Origin of the sequence: Pseudoalteromonas sp. P1-25 (genome assembly GCF_001401805.1) — a bacterium.
GTDB lineage: Bacteria > Pseudomonadota > Gammaproteobacteria > Enterobacterales > Alteromonadaceae > Pseudoalteromonas.
The window spans coordinates 75,667-98,171 of the sequence record NZ_LKDW01000015.1 but is presented as its reverse complement, the minus strand read 5'-3'; the positions used below and the strand labels follow the sequence as shown (position 1 = coordinate 98,171).

Annotated in this window: 14 protein-coding genes; 10 read left to right on the top strand and 4 right to left on the bottom strand. The window is 40.3% G+C overall.

Annotation, left to right across the window (positions count from 1 at the left end; all coding sequences use genetic code 11):
• Nucleotides 1-205: hypothetical protein (locus AN393_RS20555; protein WP_235576199.1), on the top strand; the 205-nt coding region annotated here is incomplete at its 5' end.
• An 85-nt stretch (nucleotides 206-290) separates the two neighbouring features.
• Here the strand turns inward: AN393_RS20555 and tyrR are convergent.
• The 4 genes from tyrR to bcsE all read right to left on the bottom strand — a co-directional run bounded on the left by tyrR (nucleotide 291) and on the right by bcsE (nucleotide 5,430).
• On the bottom strand, nucleotides 291-1,847 hold the full coding sequence (gene tyrR, locus AN393_RS11235) for a transcriptional regulator TyrR (protein WP_055015963.1): 1,557 nt from the start codon (nucleotides 1,845-1,847) through the stop codon (nucleotides 291-293).
• A gap of 210 nt (nucleotides 1,848-2,057) precedes the next feature.
• The gene (bcsG, locus tag AN393_RS11230) at nucleotides 2,058-3,638 is read right to left on the bottom strand and encodes a cellulose biosynthesis protein BcsG (protein WP_055015962.1); all 1,581 of its coding nucleotides are present in this window, start codon (nucleotides 3,636-3,638) and stop codon (nucleotides 2,058-2,060) included.
• Nucleotides 3,638-3,811 (bottom strand): hypothetical protein, encoded by a 174-nt coding sequence (locus tag AN393_RS20445; protein ID WP_200909038.1) that lies wholly within the window; start codon nucleotides 3,809-3,811, stop codon nucleotides 3,638-3,640. The genes bcsG and AN393_RS20445 overlap by 1 nt, the downstream gene beginning before the upstream one ends.
• Nucleotides 3,808-5,430 carry a cellulose biosynthesis protein BcsE gene (bcsE, locus tag AN393_RS11225; RefSeq protein ID WP_055018084.1) on the bottom strand — a complete coding sequence of 541 codons (1,623 nt, stop codon included), beginning with the start codon at nucleotides 5,428-5,430 and terminating at the stop codon, nucleotides 3,808-3,810. The genes AN393_RS20445 and bcsE overlap by 4 nt, the downstream gene beginning before the upstream one ends.
• A 114-nt stretch (nucleotides 5,431-5,544) precedes the next feature.
• On the opposite strand from bcsE, the gene bcsR reads away from it, so the two are divergent.
• From bcsR to hppD, 9 genes are all read left to right on the top strand, one after another.
• Nucleotides 5,545-5,724 carry a BcsR/BcsP family cellulose biosynthesis protein gene (gene bcsR / locus AN393_RS11220; protein ID WP_055015960.1) on the top strand — a complete coding sequence of 60 codons (180 nt, stop codon included), beginning with the start codon at nucleotides 5,545-5,547 and terminating at the stop codon, nucleotides 5,722-5,724.
• A gap of 31 nt (nucleotides 5,725-5,755) precedes the next feature.
• On the top strand, nucleotides 5,756-6,469 hold the full coding sequence (gene bcsQ / locus AN393_RS11215; protein WP_055015959.1) for a cellulose biosynthesis protein BcsQ: 714 nt from the start codon (nucleotides 5,756-5,758) through the stop codon (nucleotides 6,467-6,469).
• Between the two features lie 2 nt (nucleotides 6,470-6,471).
• A complete protein-coding gene (gene bcsA, locus AN393_RS11210) occupies nucleotides 6,472-9,141 on the top strand; it encodes a UDP-forming cellulose synthase catalytic subunit (RefSeq protein ID WP_055015958.1) in 2,670 nt (889 codons plus the stop codon).
• Nucleotides 9,134-11,380 carry a cellulose biosynthesis cyclic di-GMP-binding regulatory protein BcsB gene (gene bcsB, locus AN393_RS11205; protein WP_055018083.1) on the top strand — a complete coding sequence of 749 codons (2,247 nt, stop codon included), beginning with the start codon at nucleotides 9,134-9,136 and terminating at the stop codon, nucleotides 11,378-11,380. Before bcsA ends, bcsB begins: the two co-directional genes overlap by 8 nt.
• A complete protein-coding gene (gene bcsZ, locus AN393_RS11200) occupies nucleotides 11,380-12,507 on the top strand; it encodes a cellulose synthase complex periplasmic endoglucanase BcsZ (RefSeq protein ID WP_146258075.1) in 1,128 nt (375 codons plus the stop codon). The genes bcsB and bcsZ overlap by 1 nt, the downstream gene beginning before the upstream one ends.
• Nucleotides 12,498-16,316, top strand: a complete 3,819-nt coding sequence (locus AN393_RS11195) for a cellulose synthase subunit BcsC-related outer membrane protein (RefSeq protein WP_055018082.1) — start codon at nucleotides 12,498-12,500, stop codon at nucleotides 16,314-16,316. Before bcsZ ends, AN393_RS11195 begins: the two co-directional genes overlap by 10 nt.
• A 408-nt stretch (nucleotides 16,317-16,724) precedes the next feature.
• The gene (locus AN393_RS11190; RefSeq protein WP_055015954.1) at nucleotides 16,725-18,218 is read left to right on the top strand and encodes a peptide MFS transporter; all 1,494 of its coding nucleotides are present in this window, start codon (nucleotides 16,725-16,727) and stop codon (nucleotides 18,216-18,218) included.
• A 145-nt stretch (nucleotides 18,219-18,363) separates the two neighbouring features.
• Nucleotides 18,364-21,111 (top strand): metallophosphoesterase, encoded by a 2,748-nt coding sequence (locus AN393_RS11185; protein ID WP_055015953.1) that lies wholly within the window; start codon nucleotides 18,364-18,366, stop codon nucleotides 21,109-21,111.
• Nucleotides 21,112-21,419: 308 nt separating this feature from the next.
• On the top strand, nucleotides 21,420-22,466 hold the full coding sequence (gene hppD / locus AN393_RS11180; protein ID WP_055015952.1) for a 4-hydroxyphenylpyruvate dioxygenase: 1,047 nt from the start codon (nucleotides 21,420-21,422) through the stop codon (nucleotides 22,464-22,466).
• Nucleotides 22,467-22,505: the final 39 nt, after the last annotated feature.

The window sequence follows — 22,505 nt, the reverse complement described above, 5'->3', positions numbered from 1 at the left end:
CTGCTCCTGCGTTATTCTAATGACTTACATCCATGTAAGAATAAGTAAAAACCGAGCAAAGCTTCCGCGTCCTGCTCACGCCCCTTACCAACATCCATCTAGGCAACAAAGAGTTGATCGCCCTAGGCAGAACCCGAAGGGCAGCGCATGTTTGGTATTTATGCTGCGTTATCGCCTATTTATGGGGAATAACCACACTTCATAGGCCCTGCCTTGCCTAAAAACCAAACATACTGCTGCAAATTCAACCATCAAAGAACAACACGCCCTAGCGCCCAGTAAATCAGATACTAAACTTTAACAGTTTTGCGATTAATACCATAATCACGCAGTTTATTTGCCACTGCAGTGTGACTCAGCCCTAAACGTTTAGCCAATTGCCTTGAACTTGGGTAAGCTGGATACAACTTACGTAATAAAGTTGCTTCAAAACGTTTTACAGCTTGATCTAACGTCCCCTCAAAATCTGACTCTAAATAACCTAGATCGTGCGTAAATGTGGGCAATTGTAAATGCTCCACACGCAGCTCACTGTCATCGAGTAGCGACACAGCTCGGTAAATCGCATTTTCTAACTGGCGTACATTACCTGGCCACGGGTATTCTTGTAAAAAGCGTAAGCATTCTTGTGATAATAACGGAATAGCATGGCCGTTTTGCTGTGCGTATTTTTGGATAAAGTGCTCGGCTAATGGACCCACATCAGCTTTACGGTCTCTCAGTGGCGCAATCTCTAACGTGAGCACATTAATTCGGTAATATAAATCCTCTCTAAATACGCCCTCTTGTACCATGGCTGGTAAATCTTTTTGTGTGGCTGCAATAATACGTACATTTACTTTTACTTCGTTTTCATCGCCCACTTTTCTAAATGTACCGTCTTGCAAAAAGCGCAGTAGCTTTGTTTGTAACTGTGTAGACATTTCGCCTACTTCATCTAAAAATACAGTACCGCCATCTGCTTGTTCTAATACCCCACGCTTAGGCGCGGTATTTTCTTCATAGCCGGCGTAGCCAAATAATTCAGATTCGGCTACATCATCAGGCAACGATGCACACGATAGAGCGATAAATGGTTTAACCGAACGGTTAGAGGCATAGTGACAAGCACGCGCAAGAAGTTCTTTACCCGTGCCAGTTTCGCCAGTTATTAAAATGGGCGCTTCTAACTGCGACATTTTTCGTGCTTCACGTACAACACGGCGCATAGCAGTACTAAAATTGTGAATAGTTGCAAAGCTTTCTTGCCCATAACGCCTAAAGGCACTGACTTGCTGACCTAATCGGCTTTGCGATTTAATATTTATAACCGCACCAGCTAACACATCACCTTCACCACCTTGCGGGACGGCAATCGGTAAAATATCGGCAATAAAGTCTTCACCGGCCACATCTACACGGGTTGTTTGACCAAGTACTTCTTTGCCTTCTAACCAGCGTGTAAAATTAAAACCTTTTAGTAGGTTATTAATATTGGCTCCTACCACTTCTTTTTCACTTAGTTGCAAGTCTTTACAGGCGGCATCGTTACACAAACGAACCCACCCTTTTGCGTCAATCGAGATAACTCCATCTGGTAATGCGCGCAGCAGTGTATTGAGCTCGTTATGCTCTCGTTCAGAGGGTAAAAAGGCAGTGGTACGAACATCATGTACGCCATCAATCAAACGAATAGAAGGCATAATTTTTTGAAATTGCTCAAATTCAATTTCAGGAAAGCTTACATACATACGGCAATTTACCGAATCAACCTCAATCCCTTTTAAGTCAACATCGTAGTTAACTAAAATATTTAGGATTTCTTGGGCAATACCCACACGGTCGGCACAATGAATATCTAGACGCATACATCCTCGAATAAGGAAAAACTATATTAGCCGAATAATACGCTAACTGCGTTATTCAATACAGTAAATTGTAAACAAATTTGGACAAGCTCAGATCTTTTTTACTGTAACCTTACACCTGTAAACATCAAACTGTAATAACGCCCAGCTTAAAAGTAAAAAACGCAGCGTGTAAGCTGCGTTTTAAAAAGGGGTAATACCTATATGCTATTAGTTTTGCGGGTATGGGGTCCAGTCTCCGCCATCTAATTGGATATAAGGGCGCTTATTAACATACATCATTATTGTATCGGCGTTTTCGGCTACTTTAGGTGCACGAGGCAGCGTATCAACTAAGTCAGCAATATTGCCATTACCTGCAAAAAAGTTTGTGCTAAGCACGCCACTAATTAGCTCCGATAAACCAAAGTAACTTGTTGATTCGCTTACAAGCGTTTGTGAATAGCTTTGTACATTTTTACCAATAAACTTAATCGCCACCGGAACAGATACAATACTTGGGCTTGGTATTTCGCGAAGACCTGCAAATTGTACTTTATCGCCTTTTAAAGCTGCACCGTGTTCAGGTACTATCATTAGCATGACATTACGGCCACGCTTTTCTAAATTTTTAATAAACCCGTTAATGTCGTTAAATAAGTTTTTATGCCTGGTCGGGTAGCTTTCAAGGCTACTCATGCGAGGCTGATTAGCTAATTGGTTGCCATCGTGCAAACTGGTTGTATTATAATACATAGCGCATGGCGCACAGTCTTCACCTTTTTCATTTAGCCATGAATTAAGTACCGCACCGTCTGAATAAATAGGCTTGTTATCAAACCCATATTGAGCAACGGGTAAGTTAGTAATATCGTAAGGCTGCTCATCTATTTTTCCGAACCTTTTAACTAAGCCCTTAAACTCATCAAAGTGGCCGTCGTGGTTCATTACCACACTACTCTTATACCCTAAGCTTTCTAAATTTTTAAATAAGTGGCACTGTTCAGGCGCATTCTCAAATAAAGCCGTTTGACTTGTTTGACCACAGCTTGCTCTTAGCAGACGAATTGCAGCCGGTCCAGAGTAAGAAGTAGCCGAGTTAAAATCAGAAAACACCACATCAAAGTCGCTGTATAAATCGTCAAGACTTACACCAATAGTTTCCAAGTCAGCCACTGCCATAGAGCAGATATTTAACACAATAACATCAAATAACTCACCGTTATATTGCTGTGGGAATTGGCTAATTAGTCTACTTTGTTGTTCATAAAACGCTTTTAACTGCTCATCTGGTGATTTTGCTTCTTGTGTTACTACTTGTGCTTGTGCACGAGGCGCAGCTGTTGTTACGTTATTAGCTGCTACTGGCTGGGTCATTAAATCATCTTCACTGTGATTACTTTGCCAAGCTACAAACATTAACCCAACAACGGTTACTGTGGTGAAGCGAATCCACTGCGAGCAATACCAAAAACACACCGTAATAACAAACAAAGCCAATAACATGTCAACATTGATAACACGCGCCATGAGCTCCAAAAAATAGCCAAAACTGAAGTCCTGTACATTGCCGGCCTGACGGGTTAAACGCTCTATTGGTGGCAACCACGAGTCTTTATACAATAAAACGATGGCCATTACCGCGCCTAACCAATGCTTAACTTTATTGAGTAAAGGGTGTGCGTAAGAAATAGCAAAAAAAGCAGCTAACGCCGCATTTGCCAATAAGCTAAAGTCGATCGCACCATAATAAAAAAGTGCAAACTTAACTAAAAAATAAAGGTTCCATACCCCTAAGCCTGATAATTTCACTATTTACCCTTCTTTATTCTATTTGGTTTGTAAGGTTCAAGTACTTCATGCTTAAACGTAAGCCGAGCATAGTATTTTTTTAATTTATTCAGTAGTAGCGACCCCGACATACACAAAAATACGCCAACTAGCATCGCTAAAATTGCTGTAATCAATAATTGATTAATACTCATAAGTTACTCTTTAAAGCCATTTTAAACGGCACGGCATCTGCACGCTCATTTTTAGTAAACTCAGGGGTTTCTATATCTGCTGCAACACTTGCATCAATTGCTTGAGTAAATTTATAGCTTTCATTTTCCGTTAATTGGGCAGAGTAATCCGTTATATCCTGCCCTGCATAGTAACGCCTGAGTTGTTTACATTCTTGCTGAATATAAAAATGATCGGAGATTATATTTTGCTGTGCAAAAAAGTCGTTTGTTTCTAATTTAAATAAGTGTTTTATCGCGTTATTAACATCATTTTCGCGACACGCATGCAAGTACAAGTACACGGTATTTTCTACCAAACTGAAAACGTCACCTTCACGTTTAATATGAAACAAATGCAATGGATGGATGGGGTCAATTCGGGGTAAAAGCTCAAGTTTAACCAACACCCCGCTAACCCCTAGATTTACAGCTGAATCGCTGTGCACTTCAACCTGTTTGGTAAACTCTATAAAAGGTAAGTAGCCTTTCGAAAAGGTATTTTCGGTAAATTGAAGTACATGTTCAATAGAGTGCGGTAAGGGCCTTGAAAACTGAAACCCTTGAATTGACTGAACCTGTGAAAGCAACCTTGAAGGCTCTGAAAAACTATACAAAATGAGGTTAACACCTAAAGTCAAAAATAAGCATTCATCTTGATGGCGGATCACACCATCAACGTTTTGAATCACTAATTTAAGCCAACGACCGCAGTTTTTTCTAAGCTCAAAACATTGCTTAGCAAGCAGAGCTAAATCGGTATATCGCGACACTGCAAACACCAATGTCGCCGCTTCAAGTTTAGGACCTTTTGAAAAAAGCGCGTTGTTGTCTTTTATTATTTTATATTTTGCAGGAAGCTTAGTACCTTCAGGAATCGCCCCTTGCACAATCCACACTTCATCTTCATCTGCAAACACACCTGCAGTTAAAGGTTGTTTTTCAGTAATAGTATCTTGTTGGACTTTAAAGTGACCATCTTCATTCATTAAAGGGTACTGCACCGAGGCCAAAATACCCGTACTGTGGTGCCAATAATCGTATTCAAGCACACGCACCGTTGAATCATTCTCAACATAAACTAACCCATCTAAAACATCATTTAACCGCCTGAATAGAAAACGATAGTTAGTTACTTCAGGGCCAGAAACTAAAAATAAAGTAGTCGCCCCCGAATCTCTACTAAAACCCTTAAAGGCATGAATACTATTTGTCAGTTGCCGCTGATCCAACGAGGCTAAATCCGTCGTGCTAAAGTGCACAATAACTAGCGCTTCGTTTAACTGTTTATAAGCATTTAGCTCTTTTAAAGTATTGTTAATTATTTGTTGTTTGGGCCAGTCGCGGGTGTCAGCAGAAAACCTGAATGGGTGCACTTTGTGCTGGTCAAATGCGTGATTTAAAGCATCGCTGTAAGCACCCTCAAAAAATGTCTCTATTTGCGAAGAAACAATATAAATATCAGAGGTTGAGGGCTTATTAATTGCATGTAGGGCCAGTTCAGTAGAAAAATGATCTAAAGGGGCTAAAATTGCATATAACGATGCAGGTTTTAGCTCTGTAGCAGCGGGCTGTAAGCCTGAAATGTTAAAGTTTTGCACTGAATTTAGCCTATAAAAAATACTTTTTTACTAGTTTTAACCGCTATTCTATATATAATAGACAAATATTGTCCACTTTAAATAAAAATAATAAACTTTAGCACAAAGGCATCAATGCACAAATTAACAACAAAAAGCTCTGAAACCTTAACATCCAACGACATTGAGAACCTCGCACGACGCTTTGGTGGCAAAAGCGAAGATTACGTTGAAATTGTTAATAAACAGAAAAATAAACAAACAATAAAAAAATACGCATTACTAAACGAAATACACCGTGCGGTAAATGCGTAATGTGTAATTAAAACGACAGGTAAACAACCCTTTGCAAAGAATTTTTCTAAAAGGCATTAAAGGCGGTACTGGCGCTACTTCGATGGTTGCCAACTTAGCCTGCGTATTAAAAAAATCAGGCTCAGATGTGATTGCTATAGATTTAGATTCTAAAAGCGATTTGGGACTGCACTTTGGCCTGCCTTGGCAATACAACCAGGGTTGGAGCAATGAGGAACGTTTTGAGGACGCTTTAGCGCACTTTCATCAAGATAGTGATGGCATTGTATTTTTGCCATTCGGCAACAATTGCGTAAGTCGTGAAGCGTTATTTGAGCTTGTTAACAATTGCAATAAACTGGATTATAACAAAGATACCTGGCTTCTATTCGATTGCCCTGCACATGTCGATATTACCCATTACCCCCTAGATAAAAACGACATAGTAATTGAAATAGTTAATTGTGATGCTATTTGTCACAGCTTAATTTACAAAAATCTACAAACGTTAAAACAGACTGACAACCAGTGGAAACACTTTTTTTTAGTCAATCGTTATAACTCTGCATCAACACTTGAATTTGATCTGTTTTCATTGTGGCAATCTACTTTACCATTTATGGCGCCTTTTTTTATAAACAGTGATGAAGTCATTAAAGAGTCTACAGCCTATCGAAATGTAGCGCTTAACTGTGCGCCATACAGTGTTGCTAACGATGACTTTGAAACGCTTGCCGGTTGGCTTGTAAGTAAGTCGGCTTTGTAATTATGAGCTTTTCTCTATTTTATAAGCGCCCAATACACAGTACTTTATATATACTGTTAAGCATTATATTTACTGAAAAACTTGTCCGTTATATTTTATTTAAGTTTCATAGCTATTTTAATCAGCACAAAGTAAACGTAATAGAAGCCTTTTTAATGCCTTTTATTACGCTAATCAGTTCATTGTTTATCAATATAAAAGACCACAAAATTAACTTTGAACTTATTTTATATGATTACTACCCGCATCTGCGCTTACCGTACCGTACGTTTATTTATTCAAATATTTTACGCTTTATCATCCAAAGTGTTTATTTATTATTTTTTAAAAACAGACCCAAAAAAAATTCAGTAAGGGAGCGGCTCTCTAACCAGTTTTATAATGGGGTAAGCTACTCACTTAAACAGTTGCGTTGGTTTGATTTAAAGCTAGGGCGAATGCTAAAACGCTTATTGTCAAAAAATGCTAAGGGACCTAAAAAAAGCGCTTTTAAAACCATGGCTGACGCTAAGATTTGGCAAAACAAACTAATCAAATATGTGGTTGTAGCCTTTATATTGTTTTTACTGGCTATTTTTATCACCATTCCGTTTAGCTTAGAAGCACAAGCTGTGTTTATTAGTTTTATATTAATAGTGGCTTATGGGCTTAAGCGCGTAAAAGGGCAAATGGCCACGATTGTAATGATCACCCTATCGGTAACCACTTCATCGCGTTATTTATGGTGGCGCTACACAGAAACCCTTAATTGGGATGACCCTGTAGCACTTACCTTGGGCGCAGGCTTGCTGCTGGCAGAAACCTATGCGTGGCTAGTGCTTATTTTAGGCTTTTTCCAAACTATAAACCCGCTTGAGCGCAAACCTGTTCCGTTGCCTGAAAACACCGACTTATGGCCAACAGTTGATGTATACATACCCACTTATAATGAGCCACTGAGTGTTGTGCAGCCAACCACACTTGCAGCCATGAGTATTGATTGGCCCGCAGATAAACTAAACGTGTATATTCTTGATGATGGAAAACGCCCTGAATTTAAAGAGTTTGCTCAGAAAGTGGGAGTCGGTTATTTAACTCGCCCTGATAATAACCACGCTAAAGCCGGTAACATGAACAGCGCCATGCGCTATACCAACGGTGATTACATCGCTATTTTTGATTGCGACCACGTCCCTGCCCGCTCATTTTTACAAATGACCATGGGACAATTTTTAAAAGATAGTAAAGTATGTTTAGTGCAAACACCGCATCACTTTTTTTCTGCGGACCCGTTTGAGCGTAACTTGAATAACCACAGCCAAATACCTAATGAAAACATGCTTTTTTACGGGTTAATTCAAGACGGTAATGACATGTGGGATGCGACCTTTTTTTGTGGCTCATGTGCTGTACTAAAAAGACAAGCTCTGGATGATATTGGTGGCTTTGCTTTTGAAACAGTAACCGAAGATGCCCACACTGCTCTGCGTATGCAACGTGCCGGTTATAAAACCGCATATATTAATATCCCTCAAGCTGCAGGGCTTGCTACAGATAGCCTTTCAGCTCATATTGGTCAGCGTATTCGGTGGGCGCGAGGTATGGCGCAAATATTTAGACTCGATAATCCAATTTTAGGTAAAGGGCTCGATATACCTCAGCGCTTATGCTACCTAAACGCCATGTTGCATTTCTTATCAGGCATTCCGCGGATTGTATTTTTAACCGCCCCCTTAGCGCTTATATACTTTAATGCGTACATTATTTATGCACCATTTTTAGCCATTTTTATTTACGTAGTGCCTACGTTAATACAAATAAAAGCGACCAACTCGCGCATACAGGGTAAATATCGCTACTCTTTTTGGGGTGAAGTGTATGAGTCTGTGCTTGCGTGGTACATATTAAAGCCAACAACCGTTGCGTTAATAAACCCTAATAAGGGTAAATTTAATGTGACCGAGAAAGGTGGCTTAAACGATAAAGAACATTACGATTGGGGAATATCTAAACCTTACTTGGTGCTTTTGCTGATAAACCTAGTGGGCATGCTGGTAGGTATTTTACGCTTAGGCTTTGGCGACCCAAGCCAAGTGGGCGTTTTACTGATAAGCATGGGGTGGGCAATCTACAATATTATTATTCTAGGCGCTGCGGTAGCCGTTGCAGCCGAAGCAAGACAAGTAAGGCAATCACATCGTATTAAGGCGCACTTTCCAGCGGGTGTGCGTTTAGCAAATGGCCATACGTTAAAAGTTAAAATAACTGATTACTCTGATAACGGGGTGGGCATTGAAACAGAACATGCTCACTTATGCCGTGTAAACGATAAAATAGAGCTATTAATGAGCCGCGGTAATAAGCAATTTTCGTTTACAACGTATGTTTGTAACACTCGAAACAAACAAATAGGCTTAACCTTAAAAGATCTTTCGCTCGAAAAGCAAAAAGCATTTATACAATGCACCTTTTCAAGAGCGGATGCATGGCTTGATTGGCAAAATAACTTTCGCCATGACCGCCCTTCTTATAGTTTTAAAGAAGTACAAAAAACAAGTTTAAGAGGATTTAGCAATTTATTGTTTCATGCTCCTAAACCGTTACAACCGTTTGTAAAATTAATGACAAAAATTGTTGTATATATAAACTCTTTCACCCCTAAAAAACCAATAGTGCATAATAATTATGATTAAAAATTTGCTTAATACATTTCTAATACTGTTTATAACATGCAGCGCCCATAAGGCATGTGCTATTGAGCCAATGCACGATAAATCTGTGTTTATAAATGGCTACCCTGAGAGCGCCAACGTATCTAGTTTACGATTAGACTTTGCTGCTTTAGGTTTTAATGGTTACAAGCTAGATGGCATAAACAATAACTCAAGAGTGGATTTTACAAACCGCATTGATAAATTAAGCACCGATTTACAGCTTAATTTTTCTTACACAAACTCGCCATCATTAATTGCTAACGTATCGCATTTAAAAGTGTATTTTAATGAAAACTTAGTCACTGTACTGCCCATCAATGAGCAACTAAGTGTAGTTAAAAATACGGTTAATCATAGCCTTAAACTCAATGCTAAATATGTACAAGACTACAACCAAGTACGCTTTGAGCTTGTGGGCTATTATGATTTACGTTGCCAAGACTACTTTAGCCGCTCTATTTGGACCGAAATTAATAAATCGAGCAATATCACACTTAATCAAAAGCAATTAGCAATAGATAGTCGTTTGGAATATTTACCAGCGCCTTTTTTTGATGCCAAAGATTATAATAAGTTAAGCTTACCGTTTGTGTTTGCAAAAACACCTAACACCAAAACGATTGAAGCGGCAGCCACTTTATCTAGTTGGTTTGGCGCACAAGCTGACTGGCGCGGTGCTGATTTCCCGGTAGTCATTAATAAATCATTAGATACGCACAGCGTAGTTTTTATTACCAACGATTCAAAGCCTGACTTTTTAAAAGATTACCCAGATGTTGAAAAGCCAACCGTTGAGATTATTTCAAACCCACTGCATAGATACAGCAAAATGTTGCTTATTTTGGGTCGTGATGAAGATGATTTAAAAACAGCCGTTACTGGGTTAGCTTTCGGGCACAAAGTAATGACAGGTAGGACTGCAAGCATAGAAGCAATTAATCAACTCCCGCTTCGTAAGCCTTACGACGCCCCACGTTGGTTACGCGGTGATAGAGCGGTACATTTTGACGAACTAATCGATTTTGATACCCAACTACAAGCACAGGGGTTAAATAACGGGCCCGTGAAATTAAACGTGCGCTTTGCACCCGATTTATTTACCTGGCGCGAAAAAGGCATCCCCATCACATTACAGTATCGCAGCACGCCCGAGAGCGAGTCTTTAGACTCTCGATTGAATATGTTGATTAATCAAAAGTTTATTAGTGGATACTTGCTAGATAATGACGACTCTACACTTAATACTACAAAAACCTTATTGCCACTTATAGCCAATACTGATACCACACAAAACGCAGAAAACTTTTCACTGAATGGCATCAACTTAGCCACTCGGAACGAGCTAAACTTTGATTTTAGATTTGCGGTATTGAAAAAAGGTGAATGTGCGATAGCGCCGCCAGGTGGTGAGTTTGGTGTTATTGATGGTAATTCACACATTGATGTAAGTGGTTTTGATCATTACATTGCCCTGCCGGATTTAAACGTATTTGCTAATAGTGGTTTCCCTTACACTAAATATGCCGACTTACAACAAACACTTGTACTTGTTGATCAGCAACCTTCTGCAAAAGCATTAACGTTACTGTTTAATCTTACTGGACATTTTGGTGCTATAACAGGTTACCCAACCCATAGAATGGTCGTTGCCCATTTAAATGAGAACGTTGACTTAGACGATAAAGATATTCTAGTTATTGCAAAGCCTAATAACACAGCACAACAACTAGATGAAGATGTGCAAACAAATGTACTTTTAAATAATAATCAGCGCGAAATAAAGCAGGCAATTTATAACGGTGCATACGATGAGCAAACGCCCGACAAAATCCAAGTAAGTGTAAAAAGCAGTGGTGATATGGCGGTCATTACAGCGTATCAATCTCCTTTTGATTCTGAGCGCTCTGTCGTGTCACTCAATGCAACTACCGAAAAAGCTTTTGGCTTAATTGATAAAACCCTTATGGACTCACAAACATTAAGTCAATTAAAAGGCAGTGCCGCAGTTATAAACTCACAAGGTGTTAAAACCATAAAAACTGATGAGCAATACTTTGTAGGCCATATTCCTGTACATACACTGGTGTGGTTCCATTTGTCTGACCACCCGTTTATTTTAGCTCTACTTTCGATATTAACGCTGTTATTGATCTCATTTATTTTATGGCGATTACTGCAAGCACTTACCCATAAACGTTTAGCTGAAGGAGATGAATAATGACATTACTTAACCGTGCATTATTAATAGTCACATTTTTTAGTTTTTCTGTATCAGCGCAAACACAGCAGTGCGAGCCCTGGCAAGGATGGCAAGTATTTAAAAACCACTTTGTTAGTGATGAAGGGCGCGTTATCGACTTAGGCTCAAAGCAAAATATTACCACCTCAGAAGGTCAATCATACGCGCTATTTTTTGCGCTAGTGGCAAATGATAAAGCTGCGTTTGATACTATTTTAGACTGGACGCAAGAGCACCTCTCTGAAGGTGATTTAAGTACACGTTTACCTGCTTGGCAATGGGGCAAAACAGGTAATGACACCACTGGAATTTTAGACTCAAACCCAGCATCAGATTCTGATTTATGGATAGCATATAGTTTATCGCAAGCAGCCATCTTATGGGATGAACGCCGTTATAGTATTTTAGCTGCCGTATTAGCGCAGCGTATTATGCGAGAGGAAACCGCTTATATCTCTGGTTTAGGGCTGACTTTATTACCCGCACCGGCTGGGTTTGAGTTTGAAAATAACACCTACAAACTTAACCCTAGCTATTCTCCGTTGTTTATTTATCAGCAGTTTAGCAAACTATACCCCAATTCCCCGTGGCAGCAACTCCATGAAGCGTCTGCCAAGCTTATTTTAGACACCGCTAAAAACGGCGTTAGTCCTGATTGGGTAATGTATAGCCCTGCAAAAGGCTTTTATCATAATAATAAAGCAACTGACTTAGGCAGCTACAATGCCATTCGGGTTTACTTATGGGCCAGTATGATGGCAGAGGATGCCCCTTACAAAACGCAGCTAAGCGAACAATTTAGTCCTTTTTTAGAGGCTATAAACAGCCGCGGCTATGTGCCTTTAAACACTTATGCAAGCTCTGGCAAAACCCAAAAGCGTGGCCCAGTTGGTTTTAATGCTGCCCTATTGCCAATGCTAAAAGAAAAAGGGGATGATTCGCAGGTTATGGCTATTCAACAAAAGTTGATGGTCGATAAATCATTTACACGAACTCGCTACTACGACAGTGTATTAAATCTATTTGGTAGTAGCGCACTTAATAAACGCTTTTCAATATCAGCAGACGGGACGCTCAAGCCAATGTGGAGCACTGAATGTCGCTAAAATGGGCTGTTGTTTGTACGTTAGCAGTCAGCGCAAGTGTACATGCTAAAACAAATAATGACATTGATACACGCTCTGTTGAGTGGCTTTTAAGCCAAATCAACATTGGTGAAGTACAAGAAAATAAAGACTTAGTTGCCGATAGCTTACAAAAGCTATTGGCAATAGCGCCTAATCGCATAGAAAGTCAGTGTGCGCTTGCTCGCTATGAATTTGCCAATGGCAAAGCGGGGGAAGCAAATCAAATATTAAGAAGAATAGATAATAGCAATACACAAGTTCACCCTTGTATAGAGCAATTACGATTAGTTGCTAGATTAGAAAATGAAGATAAAGCGGACATACAGCAAGCTAAATTACTTGCCCGTGCGGGTCGCTTTGAACAAGCACGCTTAATTTACAATTCTCTTTTTAAAAATGCCTATCCAAGCCTAGCGTTTGAGTTAGAGCATTTAAGTTGGTATGCACAAGATCAAAGCCAATGGCAAAATGTAAAAAAAGGTTACGAAAGGCTGCTACGCACCTATGAAAGCATTGGTGCTATAGATATCCCATACGCTCGCCACTTACTCAGAAGTAACCCGACTGATGACACTGCGTTATCTCTTTTAAGCAAATATGGCGCTACCTCTCGTTATAGTAATGAAGTAGAAGCGATTTGGTTAGGTGCTCTATCTAACATGCAATTAAACAGCGCTACTGATAAGCAATTTCAGCGCTACTTCACTGTGTACCCTTTCAGTAGTAAAGGTGAGCTACAGTATCAAGATTTCAAAAAAGATCTTAAAGCGCGACAAAAGCTATTAGCTAATCCGCACTATCAGTTATGGGTGAAAGGAGAAGCATTACTTGAAAAAAACAAGTTAGCTGCCGCAGAGCCCATTTTATTGGAAGCACTCAAAGGGCGCCCAAAAGATGGCGCGATTATGCGCAGCCTTGGCATCTTATACCTGCGAATGGGTGAAAACCAAAAATCATATAATTATTTTACGCGGGCGCAAAGTAACACTGCCGATTTTGCTGAGCGCGAAACATTAAAAGCGTTAGCTACTACAGCTAAATTTTGGCTTTATATCCGTCAAGCAAAAGAAGCTATAAACGAGCGTGAATTTAAAACAGCCAAGCTAAAGCTAGATTTAGCCAAGACCTTAGAACAAGACCCTGCTACTGTTTTGTATAACCGAGGGCTATTACAATTCGCACAAGGTAACTACTCTCAGGCGGCAACCATATACCAAACGGTGCTCAAAGGTGATCCTTTAAATAATGGTGCCTTGACCGGGTTATTAGAAATCGCTGAACTGGATAACTCTGAGCAGTCGTTAATCAACTTTTACAATGCTTTATCCGATACGCAAAAAGCACAGCTAAAGCCCGTTTATGTAGCTTCATTGAGTAGCCTGCTTCGCGAAAAAGCACGTCAGTACACCGATTCGGGAGAGGTAGGACTTGCAGAGCAGACTTTAAGAGAGGCCATAGAATTAGCCCCTGAGCAGCCTTGGCTTTATTATGACTTAGCGTTTATTTATCAACAAAATGGGTTAACGCAAAAGGCAAAAACGTTATTTAACAATGTGCTTTGGCAGTTTCCTCTTAATCCACAGTTACGCTACAGCCATGCCCTATTTTTGCGCTCAATAGATGATTACCAAGGTGCTTTAAACACCTTAGAGTATGTACCAGTTAATGAGCGAAATGACGACATAATTACGCTTGAGCAACAGCTTAGGCTGAACGAATCTCTCAGACAAAGTGAGCGCCACTTAAATAGCAAAAATAGAACCACGGCTATTTTTCATTTAAGTAATTTAGAAGCGCAAAATTTAACACCCGTAATGAAAGCCGAGCTATCGCGTAGCTGGTATCAAATAGATGAGAAAAAACACGCTATAAAGTTAATTAATGATGCATTAAATACTGAGCCTTCTTTATCACCTTATTGGCATATGCTGTATGGAGAATGGCTACTCGAGCAAAATGAGCGCCCATCTGTAGAGCAATGGTTTACCAATTACAGTTTACCTAGTAATGCCAGTACTGGCGAAATAGAGCAGTACGTCAATTTATACACTACATATATTAATGAGTATTACGAAGGCGGCGAACTATTAGCTAAGCTTAACCAGCTTGATCAAAAGTACCCTAGTACCCCCGCAACTACTACGGCATTAATTAATGCTAATTTAACCCTTGAGCAGCGTGAGTCGGCAATTATTGTTTATCAACAAAAACTAAAAAACAATCAGCCAATTGACCCTCAAGCTATGCTAGCAATAGCAAAAGCTCATAGAGAATTAGGTAACGACTTTCAAGCAAAAGAAGTGACTGAGCGTGCAATAGCGCAAACAGATGATCAGCAGGCCTATTTACAGCGCCAAATTATGGCATCGTTAAATGACTTTAATTACGCAGGTGATGCGTTAGCTTTAGCCAATCAATTAATAGCTAAATCACCCAATGATAAAGAGCTTAGTTATTTGGGCGCTGAAGTTGCCCGAAACTTTAATGAGCAAGACCAAGCTAAGCAATGGTATTTAAAAACACTATCGAGCGAGCAAGGCCTAAACGATGAATCGTTTTACAAACAAATTGCGCGTATAGATGAAAATGACGCGTGGTATATAAATGGTGCTAAACGCGAGCTTATAAATGAGCAAAGCAAAAACCAAGCATACATTGCCATTGGGGTTAACTTTAGTGGCCAAACAAGTACAGAAAGCGAAGCGACGCTTGGCGCTGGCTTAGTCCCTATTGAGGCCTATTTTCCACTTTGGCAAGGTCAAGGGTTTATTAAAATAGATCCAACTAGCATCAGTGCACAAACAACGCGCTTTGATGAGCAATTTGCTGGAAGCCGCTACGGCCAAGGTGCACTGTGTATATTTACCTGCGGCATTGATGAGGTTAGCCCTGAGCAAGATGGGGTCGATATAGGTATTGGATGGCAAAATGAAAATTGGCGTGTTGATGTGGGTACTACCCCACTTGGCTTTTTGATTGAAGACATAGTATGGGGTGTAAACTACGCAAACAGCATTGGCGATTTTGGCTATAGCCTAGAGCTCGAAAAACGCCCTGTAACTAGCTCTGTGCTCTCTTATGCTGGCCTTGAGGATGTAAATACCGGTGAAATTTGGGGCGGCGTGCGCTCAACTGGCCTAACGGCCAATCTATCTCATGATTTAGGTGGCGATTGGGGCTTTTGGTCAAGCGCCGACTTTACACTTTATAAAGGTCAAAATGTTAAAGATAACCAACGCTATAGAGTTATGGGTGGGTCGTATTATCGCGTTATTAGCAATCAAGAACGCGAATTTACTGTCGGCGCAAGCCTATTGCATTGGGCGTATCAGTATAATTTAAGTGAAGAAACATGGGGTCACGGCGGTTACTATAGCCCACAAAACTACGTTGGGTTGTCACTGCCTTTAAGCTACGATGCGCGCTGGGGCGATGATTTTGTTTATCGCTTAAAAACAGGTATATCGTACTCGCAAACGAAAACCCAAGCGATTGACTTTTACCCCAATGACACTGATTTACAACTACAGGCATACGACAGAGAGCTTATCACTGGAGTTGATCCAGTATTTGCAGGTGATGACAGCGCAGGCGTTTCATACAATCTTGAAGGAAGCTTTGAGTACCGTATAACACCGCATTGGTTTTTTGGGGGCTACTTAGCCATAGACCGTGCTGATTTTTACGAACCCAACTTTGGTCAGCTCTATATTCGCTATTACTTCAACCCTGTGTACGGGACGTTAGAGTTCCCTGGCACCCCAATTGTTCCTTATGCAGACTTTTAACGCAGCGCAAGGTGATACATCGCGAATGCTTCCCCTCGCACTAAGGTATATGTATACTTGAGCGCAATTGTAACTAGGATAAGGGTGTGTCTCTTACCTTGTGGTGTTACTACCATTTAGCAAATCATTATCTTAGCTACAAATAATATACAGATGGTCGAGCGTTTTATACCAATCCGCATAATTAAGTGATCTATTTTGAGGATGGATAAACGTGTTGATAACTAGGCAAAAAATTCGCTATTTAGTTGTTCTAAATGAGAATTTTTTAACGCAGATAACGACACGTTTAACCCCTGAAAATGATTAAGTATTAATGCAGATTGGTATTAGTGCCCCATAGCACAAAACAGCTAAAGCAAAAAATTATAAGGCCATTACAACAATTCTTAAAGTTAGGAAGTAAATATGAGTTCAGCTCCAGATAGCGGTTGGTTTGGCCACCCTAAAGGACTTTCAACATTGTTCTTCACTGAGATGTGGGAACGTATGAGTTACTACGGCATGCGAGCAATGCTCGTATTGTTTATGACAGCAAGCTTACAACAAGAAGGCTTAGGCTTTACTGTTGCATCAGCAGCTGCAATATACGGTTTATACACAGGTGCAGTATACTTTTTAGGCCTGCCAGGAGGTTGGCTTGCCGATAGATTATTCGGTGGCCAAAAAGCCGTGTGGTATGGCGGTATCATCATCATGTGTGGCCATATTATTTTGGCCGTGCCTCATGAGTATTCATTTTTTATTGGTTTAATATTTGTAGCTACTGGTACTGGTTTACTTAAACCAAATATCAGCGCAATGGTAGGTCAGCTATACAGCGATGCTGATGAGCGCCGTGATGGCGGTTACGCTATATACTACATGGGTATTAACTTGGGCTCGCTAATAGGTTACTACGTATGTGGTTACTTTATGGAAAATGTAGGCTGGCACTGGGCATTTGGTGCAGCTGCTGTGGGTATGGCTATTGGTTTAATCCAATATAAGCGCACACTTAGCAACCTTCCTGAGCATAGCGCATTACCGGCCAACCCATTAAGCGCTAAAGGCGCATCTCGTACATGGGGCGCTATAGCATTGTTTGTTGCTGTTGTTACTGGCGTTACAGTAGCCGCTATGACGGGTGTTATTACCATAAACCCGTCGGTTGTAGCTGGTTACACAGCCGTTATATTTACTGTTATATTTTTTGTATATTTTGGCCTTATTTACTTTAAAGGCAATTTAACTGGTGAAGAAAAACAAAGAATGTGGGCACTATTTTTAGTGTGTGTTGCCTCTGCGTGTTTTTGGTCTGGTTTTGAGCAAGCGGGTTCATCACTTAACCTATTTGCTCGTGATTACACAGACCGCCTTATCGGTACGTTTGAAATTCCAACTACATGGTTTCAATCTTTAAACTCACTGTTTATTATTGTACTGTCGCCGTTTTTTGCAGCGCTTTGGATTAATTTATCTAAAAAAATGATATCACCTACTTACAGCGTTAAATGTGCACTTGGCTTGATTATTATGGCTTCTGGCTTTTTAGTCATGTTTATGGCTGCTCAGTACGCTGCTGAAGGCTTAAAAGTGGCGCCTTATTGGCTTGTTACTACTTACTTTTTACATACAGTGGGTGAGCTTTGTTTAAGCCCTGTAGCATTAAGTGCAGTAAGCAAATTATCACCTCGCCGTTATACAGGTCAGTTAATGGGTGTATTTGTATTAACCTACTCTATTGGTAATGTTATCTCGGGTATACTTGCGGGTAACTTTGATCCGAATAACGTTCAAGAAATCCCTAACTTATATTTACAAATTGCCTTATTTAGCATTGGTGTTGGTATTGTTTTAGTACTAATGAGCTTTAAAGCGAAAGTATGGGAAAAACAAGGTCTGGAAGAAAAAACCGCATAATATTGCACGTTTAATTACGCGTAATACTACTTATAATTTCCCCCATAGCCGCTATGGGGGAAATTTTCTCAAACTTCTATATCACCTCGCTGTAAACTGCTATTATCTGCTGATTAATTTTTAACTTGTCTCAGGGACGCAGTACATGCGCTTGTTAACTTTATATCGCACCCCATTTTTAATTTTTTGTATTTTTTTATTATCTGCCTGTGGTGGTTCAGACGATCAAGTGACAACTAACCCTAACGATCCAGTCGAGCCAGAGCCAAGCGAGTTAACCGTATCTACAACTACCGGTTTAGATGTCAGCCTTGATGAAGGAAGTTTTTTGCTGACTGTACCCGCCAATGCTGTTTCTCAAAGTACTGAGCTTACCTACGAAAAAACAGTATTAGATGATGCCAATGCACTGTTAAATATTATCTCAGATATACACCTACTGACCCCAAGTACGCTTTCCTTTAGCAACCCAATTACGATCGCCATAAAAATACCTGATGATTACCAATTAGGTGGCCAGCTATTTATTGCTAAACAATCTGGCGATGGCTGGGCGGTTATTGATAACTCTTTTGTTGAAGATGGCTTTGTCAGTGCACAAGTAACAGCTCTGGGTACCTTCGCTATAATGATGCAGCGTAAAGAGGCCTTTGCTGCTATTGGCCCAACGTGTGACAGCACGGCAACAGAGCAATCAGTAAGGTTTATTCACGTTGCCGACTTACATGCTCGATTCGGTTATGAAGAGCAATACTTTAGCCGCATAAAAGCCTACTACAACCAAGTACTTGCACAAACGCCGCATACCCTGTTTACCAACGGGGGTGATGACTACGAAAAAGGCACGGTTGCTGAGCAACTATCACAAGGTAGCGCTACAGAAGAGGCCATTAAAGCCATGCAGTTTGATTTACGTGTGGTAGGTAATCACGACTATGCATGGGGACCTGAAAAATTATTAAGCTATTCACAAGATGACAATGCCATTGTGCTTGCCAGCAATACGCGCTACGAAGGTGAACAATTACAAGATTTTGCCGCTGTAGGCTTCGCTAAAGTACAAGTGGGCTGTGTGACCTTGGGCGTATTCGGCATGACCTCTGTACCATGGAACGAACTAGATGAGCCGATAGATGATGAGCCTATTCCAGATTTTATCCAACAATTTAAAATGAGCTGGCAGTGGCAACAAATAGCGCAAAGTATAGTAAGCCAGTATCAAGACGACGTTGATTATATGGTAATGCTAAGCCATTTAGGTGAAGGCTTAGATATTGATATGGCAACCGATGTAAGCGGTATAGACTTAGTATTAGGCGGCCATACTCATGGCGGAGAAAGTTATAATACGCTCGAGAACGGCGCTGTGGTTATTCAGCCAGATTTTTATGCCAAAGGCATTACCGATGTTACCCTGACATTTAATCTGCAAGATAAAACATCGCCAACGATAGCTTACAGCACCATTGAAACTGACAGCGTTAGCGAACGTGATGAAGCAACAAAACGTGCCATCGACGAAATTATGGGGCGTTATGCGCCCGATGCAAACACAGAAATTGCTATTTCTGAAAATTACCCAAGTAGTATCGAGCTTGCAGAAATAACGGCATTAGCTGCAGCCCATGCTAGTGATATAACGGCCGCCCTGCTCAACCCTGAGTTAGTACAAACAAGGTGGACACCAGGGGCTGTAACACAAGAAGACTTTCATAAAGCCTACTATGTTGAGCGCCAGCCCTCTAACACACCCGGCTTTAATTCGTTATATAGCGTAACGGTTACTGGGAGCGATTTAAACACCATGTTTGCCAGTCAACCCGATTGGTTTTTACTCAAACCAGACGATATACAAGCGTCGAGCACCTATCAAGTTGCTTTATTTAAAGGCGCAGCGCTTAATCCTGAATTATTTTTTAATGGCGTCAACTTTTTAAACGTAGAAGCCATTGACGAAGCATGGTGGTTACTTGATCAATATGCGCGCTTTAGAACCAGCCAATGCCTATACCTAGATACCGATAATCGACTCTTTTCATGTGATGAACAAAACAACATCACAGTGTGGAATTTTGACGATGCTAACAACCCTTTAACACCAGATTATGGTCCTTCGGTATTAAGCTACTTTGACCCTGAGCAAACAAACTGGGGCCCTGAGGAAACTCAATATAGTACCACGCAAGCGCTTGGTATTTCTGATTTTGCTGATGGCAGCTCCGGGGTAATGGCGTTTTCACGCCACGCGCCTACTGAGGGGCTATTAATAACCCTCAATACACCTGCCAATGGTGATTATGCAAGCGAAGGCATGGTCTCTGACTACACCTTAGTAATGGACTTATACTGGCCTGAAGAAGGTAAAGATATTTATCGCGCTATTATGCAAGCAAACACACAAGATTACCTCACTGATGATGCCGATATGTTTATCGACCCAACGGGCGGTTACGGTAAATCAACCAGTGATAGTGGTTATTTTGGGCAAACAGAGCCTGAAAACTGGCACCGTGTAGCATTTGTATTTTATACCGCCCCCAGCAATGGGGTATTTGAAGTGTACATTGACGGCGAGCTTGCTGGTGTTAAAGAAGACGGTGAAATAAATAACACCTGGGCATTAACATCAGCTGTTTTACTCTTTACAGATAACAACTTTGAAACAGTACCTGGTTATTTAAACGCCCTTTTATATGCTGGGCGCGCCCTGAGTCGAGACGAAATTAAAAGCATGGGCAGCGCTCAATCAAAGCTTACGTTTACCCCTACAACACGGGTATTAAACCAAGCTATTGAGCGCCATTACCAAGCAGCACCCACGGTAAAACCTAACCTTTGGCTCGAGCAGCGCAACACGTTTTTTAACAATCGCACACAAAGTGTAAACAATTAAGTACAAAAAACAATACGTAACCACATTTTTAAAAGAGGTTTTATTTTTATAAAACCTCTTTTTTATTTATTTAAATCAGCATCTTAAACTTTAATAAACTAAAATTATCAAGCTAATTTATACTTGTTTACGCTAAAGCGTAAGGTATAAACCTACTGACCCATTAAACGTCTTATTAAATTTACAGTTTACTCAAATGCTAAATCTGCCCCCCCTCTTCCCCAAATCCAAAATCTAGTTGATTATCTAGCTCAACACGACAACAACACATAATCGCAGTAGCAATATTTATTGCAGGAGTAATAAAAATGAGTGAAGCAAATAATCCACTAGGTTTAGTTGGTATTGAGTTTACTGAATACGCAACACCTGATGCAGACTACATGGATAAAGTGTTTACTGATTTTGGTTTTTCAAAATTAAAAAAATTTAAAGGCAAAGATATTGTCTACTACAACCAAAACGACATTCACTTTTTACTAAATAACGAACGTGATGGCTTTTCTGCTGAATTTGCAAAAAGTCATGGACCAGCAATTTGCTCTATGGGTTGGCGCGTAAACGATGCACAGCATGCATTTGAAACAGCTGTGGCAAGGGGTGCAAAACCCGCAACCGATTCTACCCATAAAGACTTACCTTATCCCGCAATTTACGGTATTGGCGACAGCCTAATTTACTTTATTGAGCAATTTGGTGATAAAGGGTCTATTTATGAGTCTGACTTTGAAGATTTATCATCTCCAAATGTAGTTCAAGATAAAGGCTTTATTCGTATAGATCACTTAACTAATAACGTTTATAAAGGCACTATGGAAACATGGGCAAACTTTTACAAAGACGTGTTTGGTTTTACAGAAGTACGCTACTTCGATATTAAAGGGCAAAAAACAGCGTTGCTATCGTATGCACTTAAATCACCCTGTGGCACCTTCTCAATTCCTATTAATGAAGGTAAAGGCAATAACAACAACCAAATTGATGAGTACTTAGGCGAATATAATGGTCCTGGTGTACAACATCTCGCGTTTTTAACTGACGATTTAGTAAGCTCGCTTGATAAGCTTGATAAGTCGACCATTGCTACTTTAGACATTATTCCTGAGTACTACGACACTATTTTTGACCGTGTGCCTTGGGTTGCAGAAGACAAAGAAAAAATTCGCGAGCATCAAATATTAGTCGATAGCCAAAGTGAAAATTGCTACCTATTACAAATTTTCTCTAAAAACTTATTTGGACCTATTTTCATAGAAATGATCCAGCGTGTAGATGACGGTGGTTTTGGTGAAGGTAATTTCCAAGCATTGTTTGAGTCAATTGAGCGAGACCAAGAGCGTCGCGGCGTTTTATAACTTTTTTTGAGTAAATTAAAAGCAGCGATCTTCGCTGCT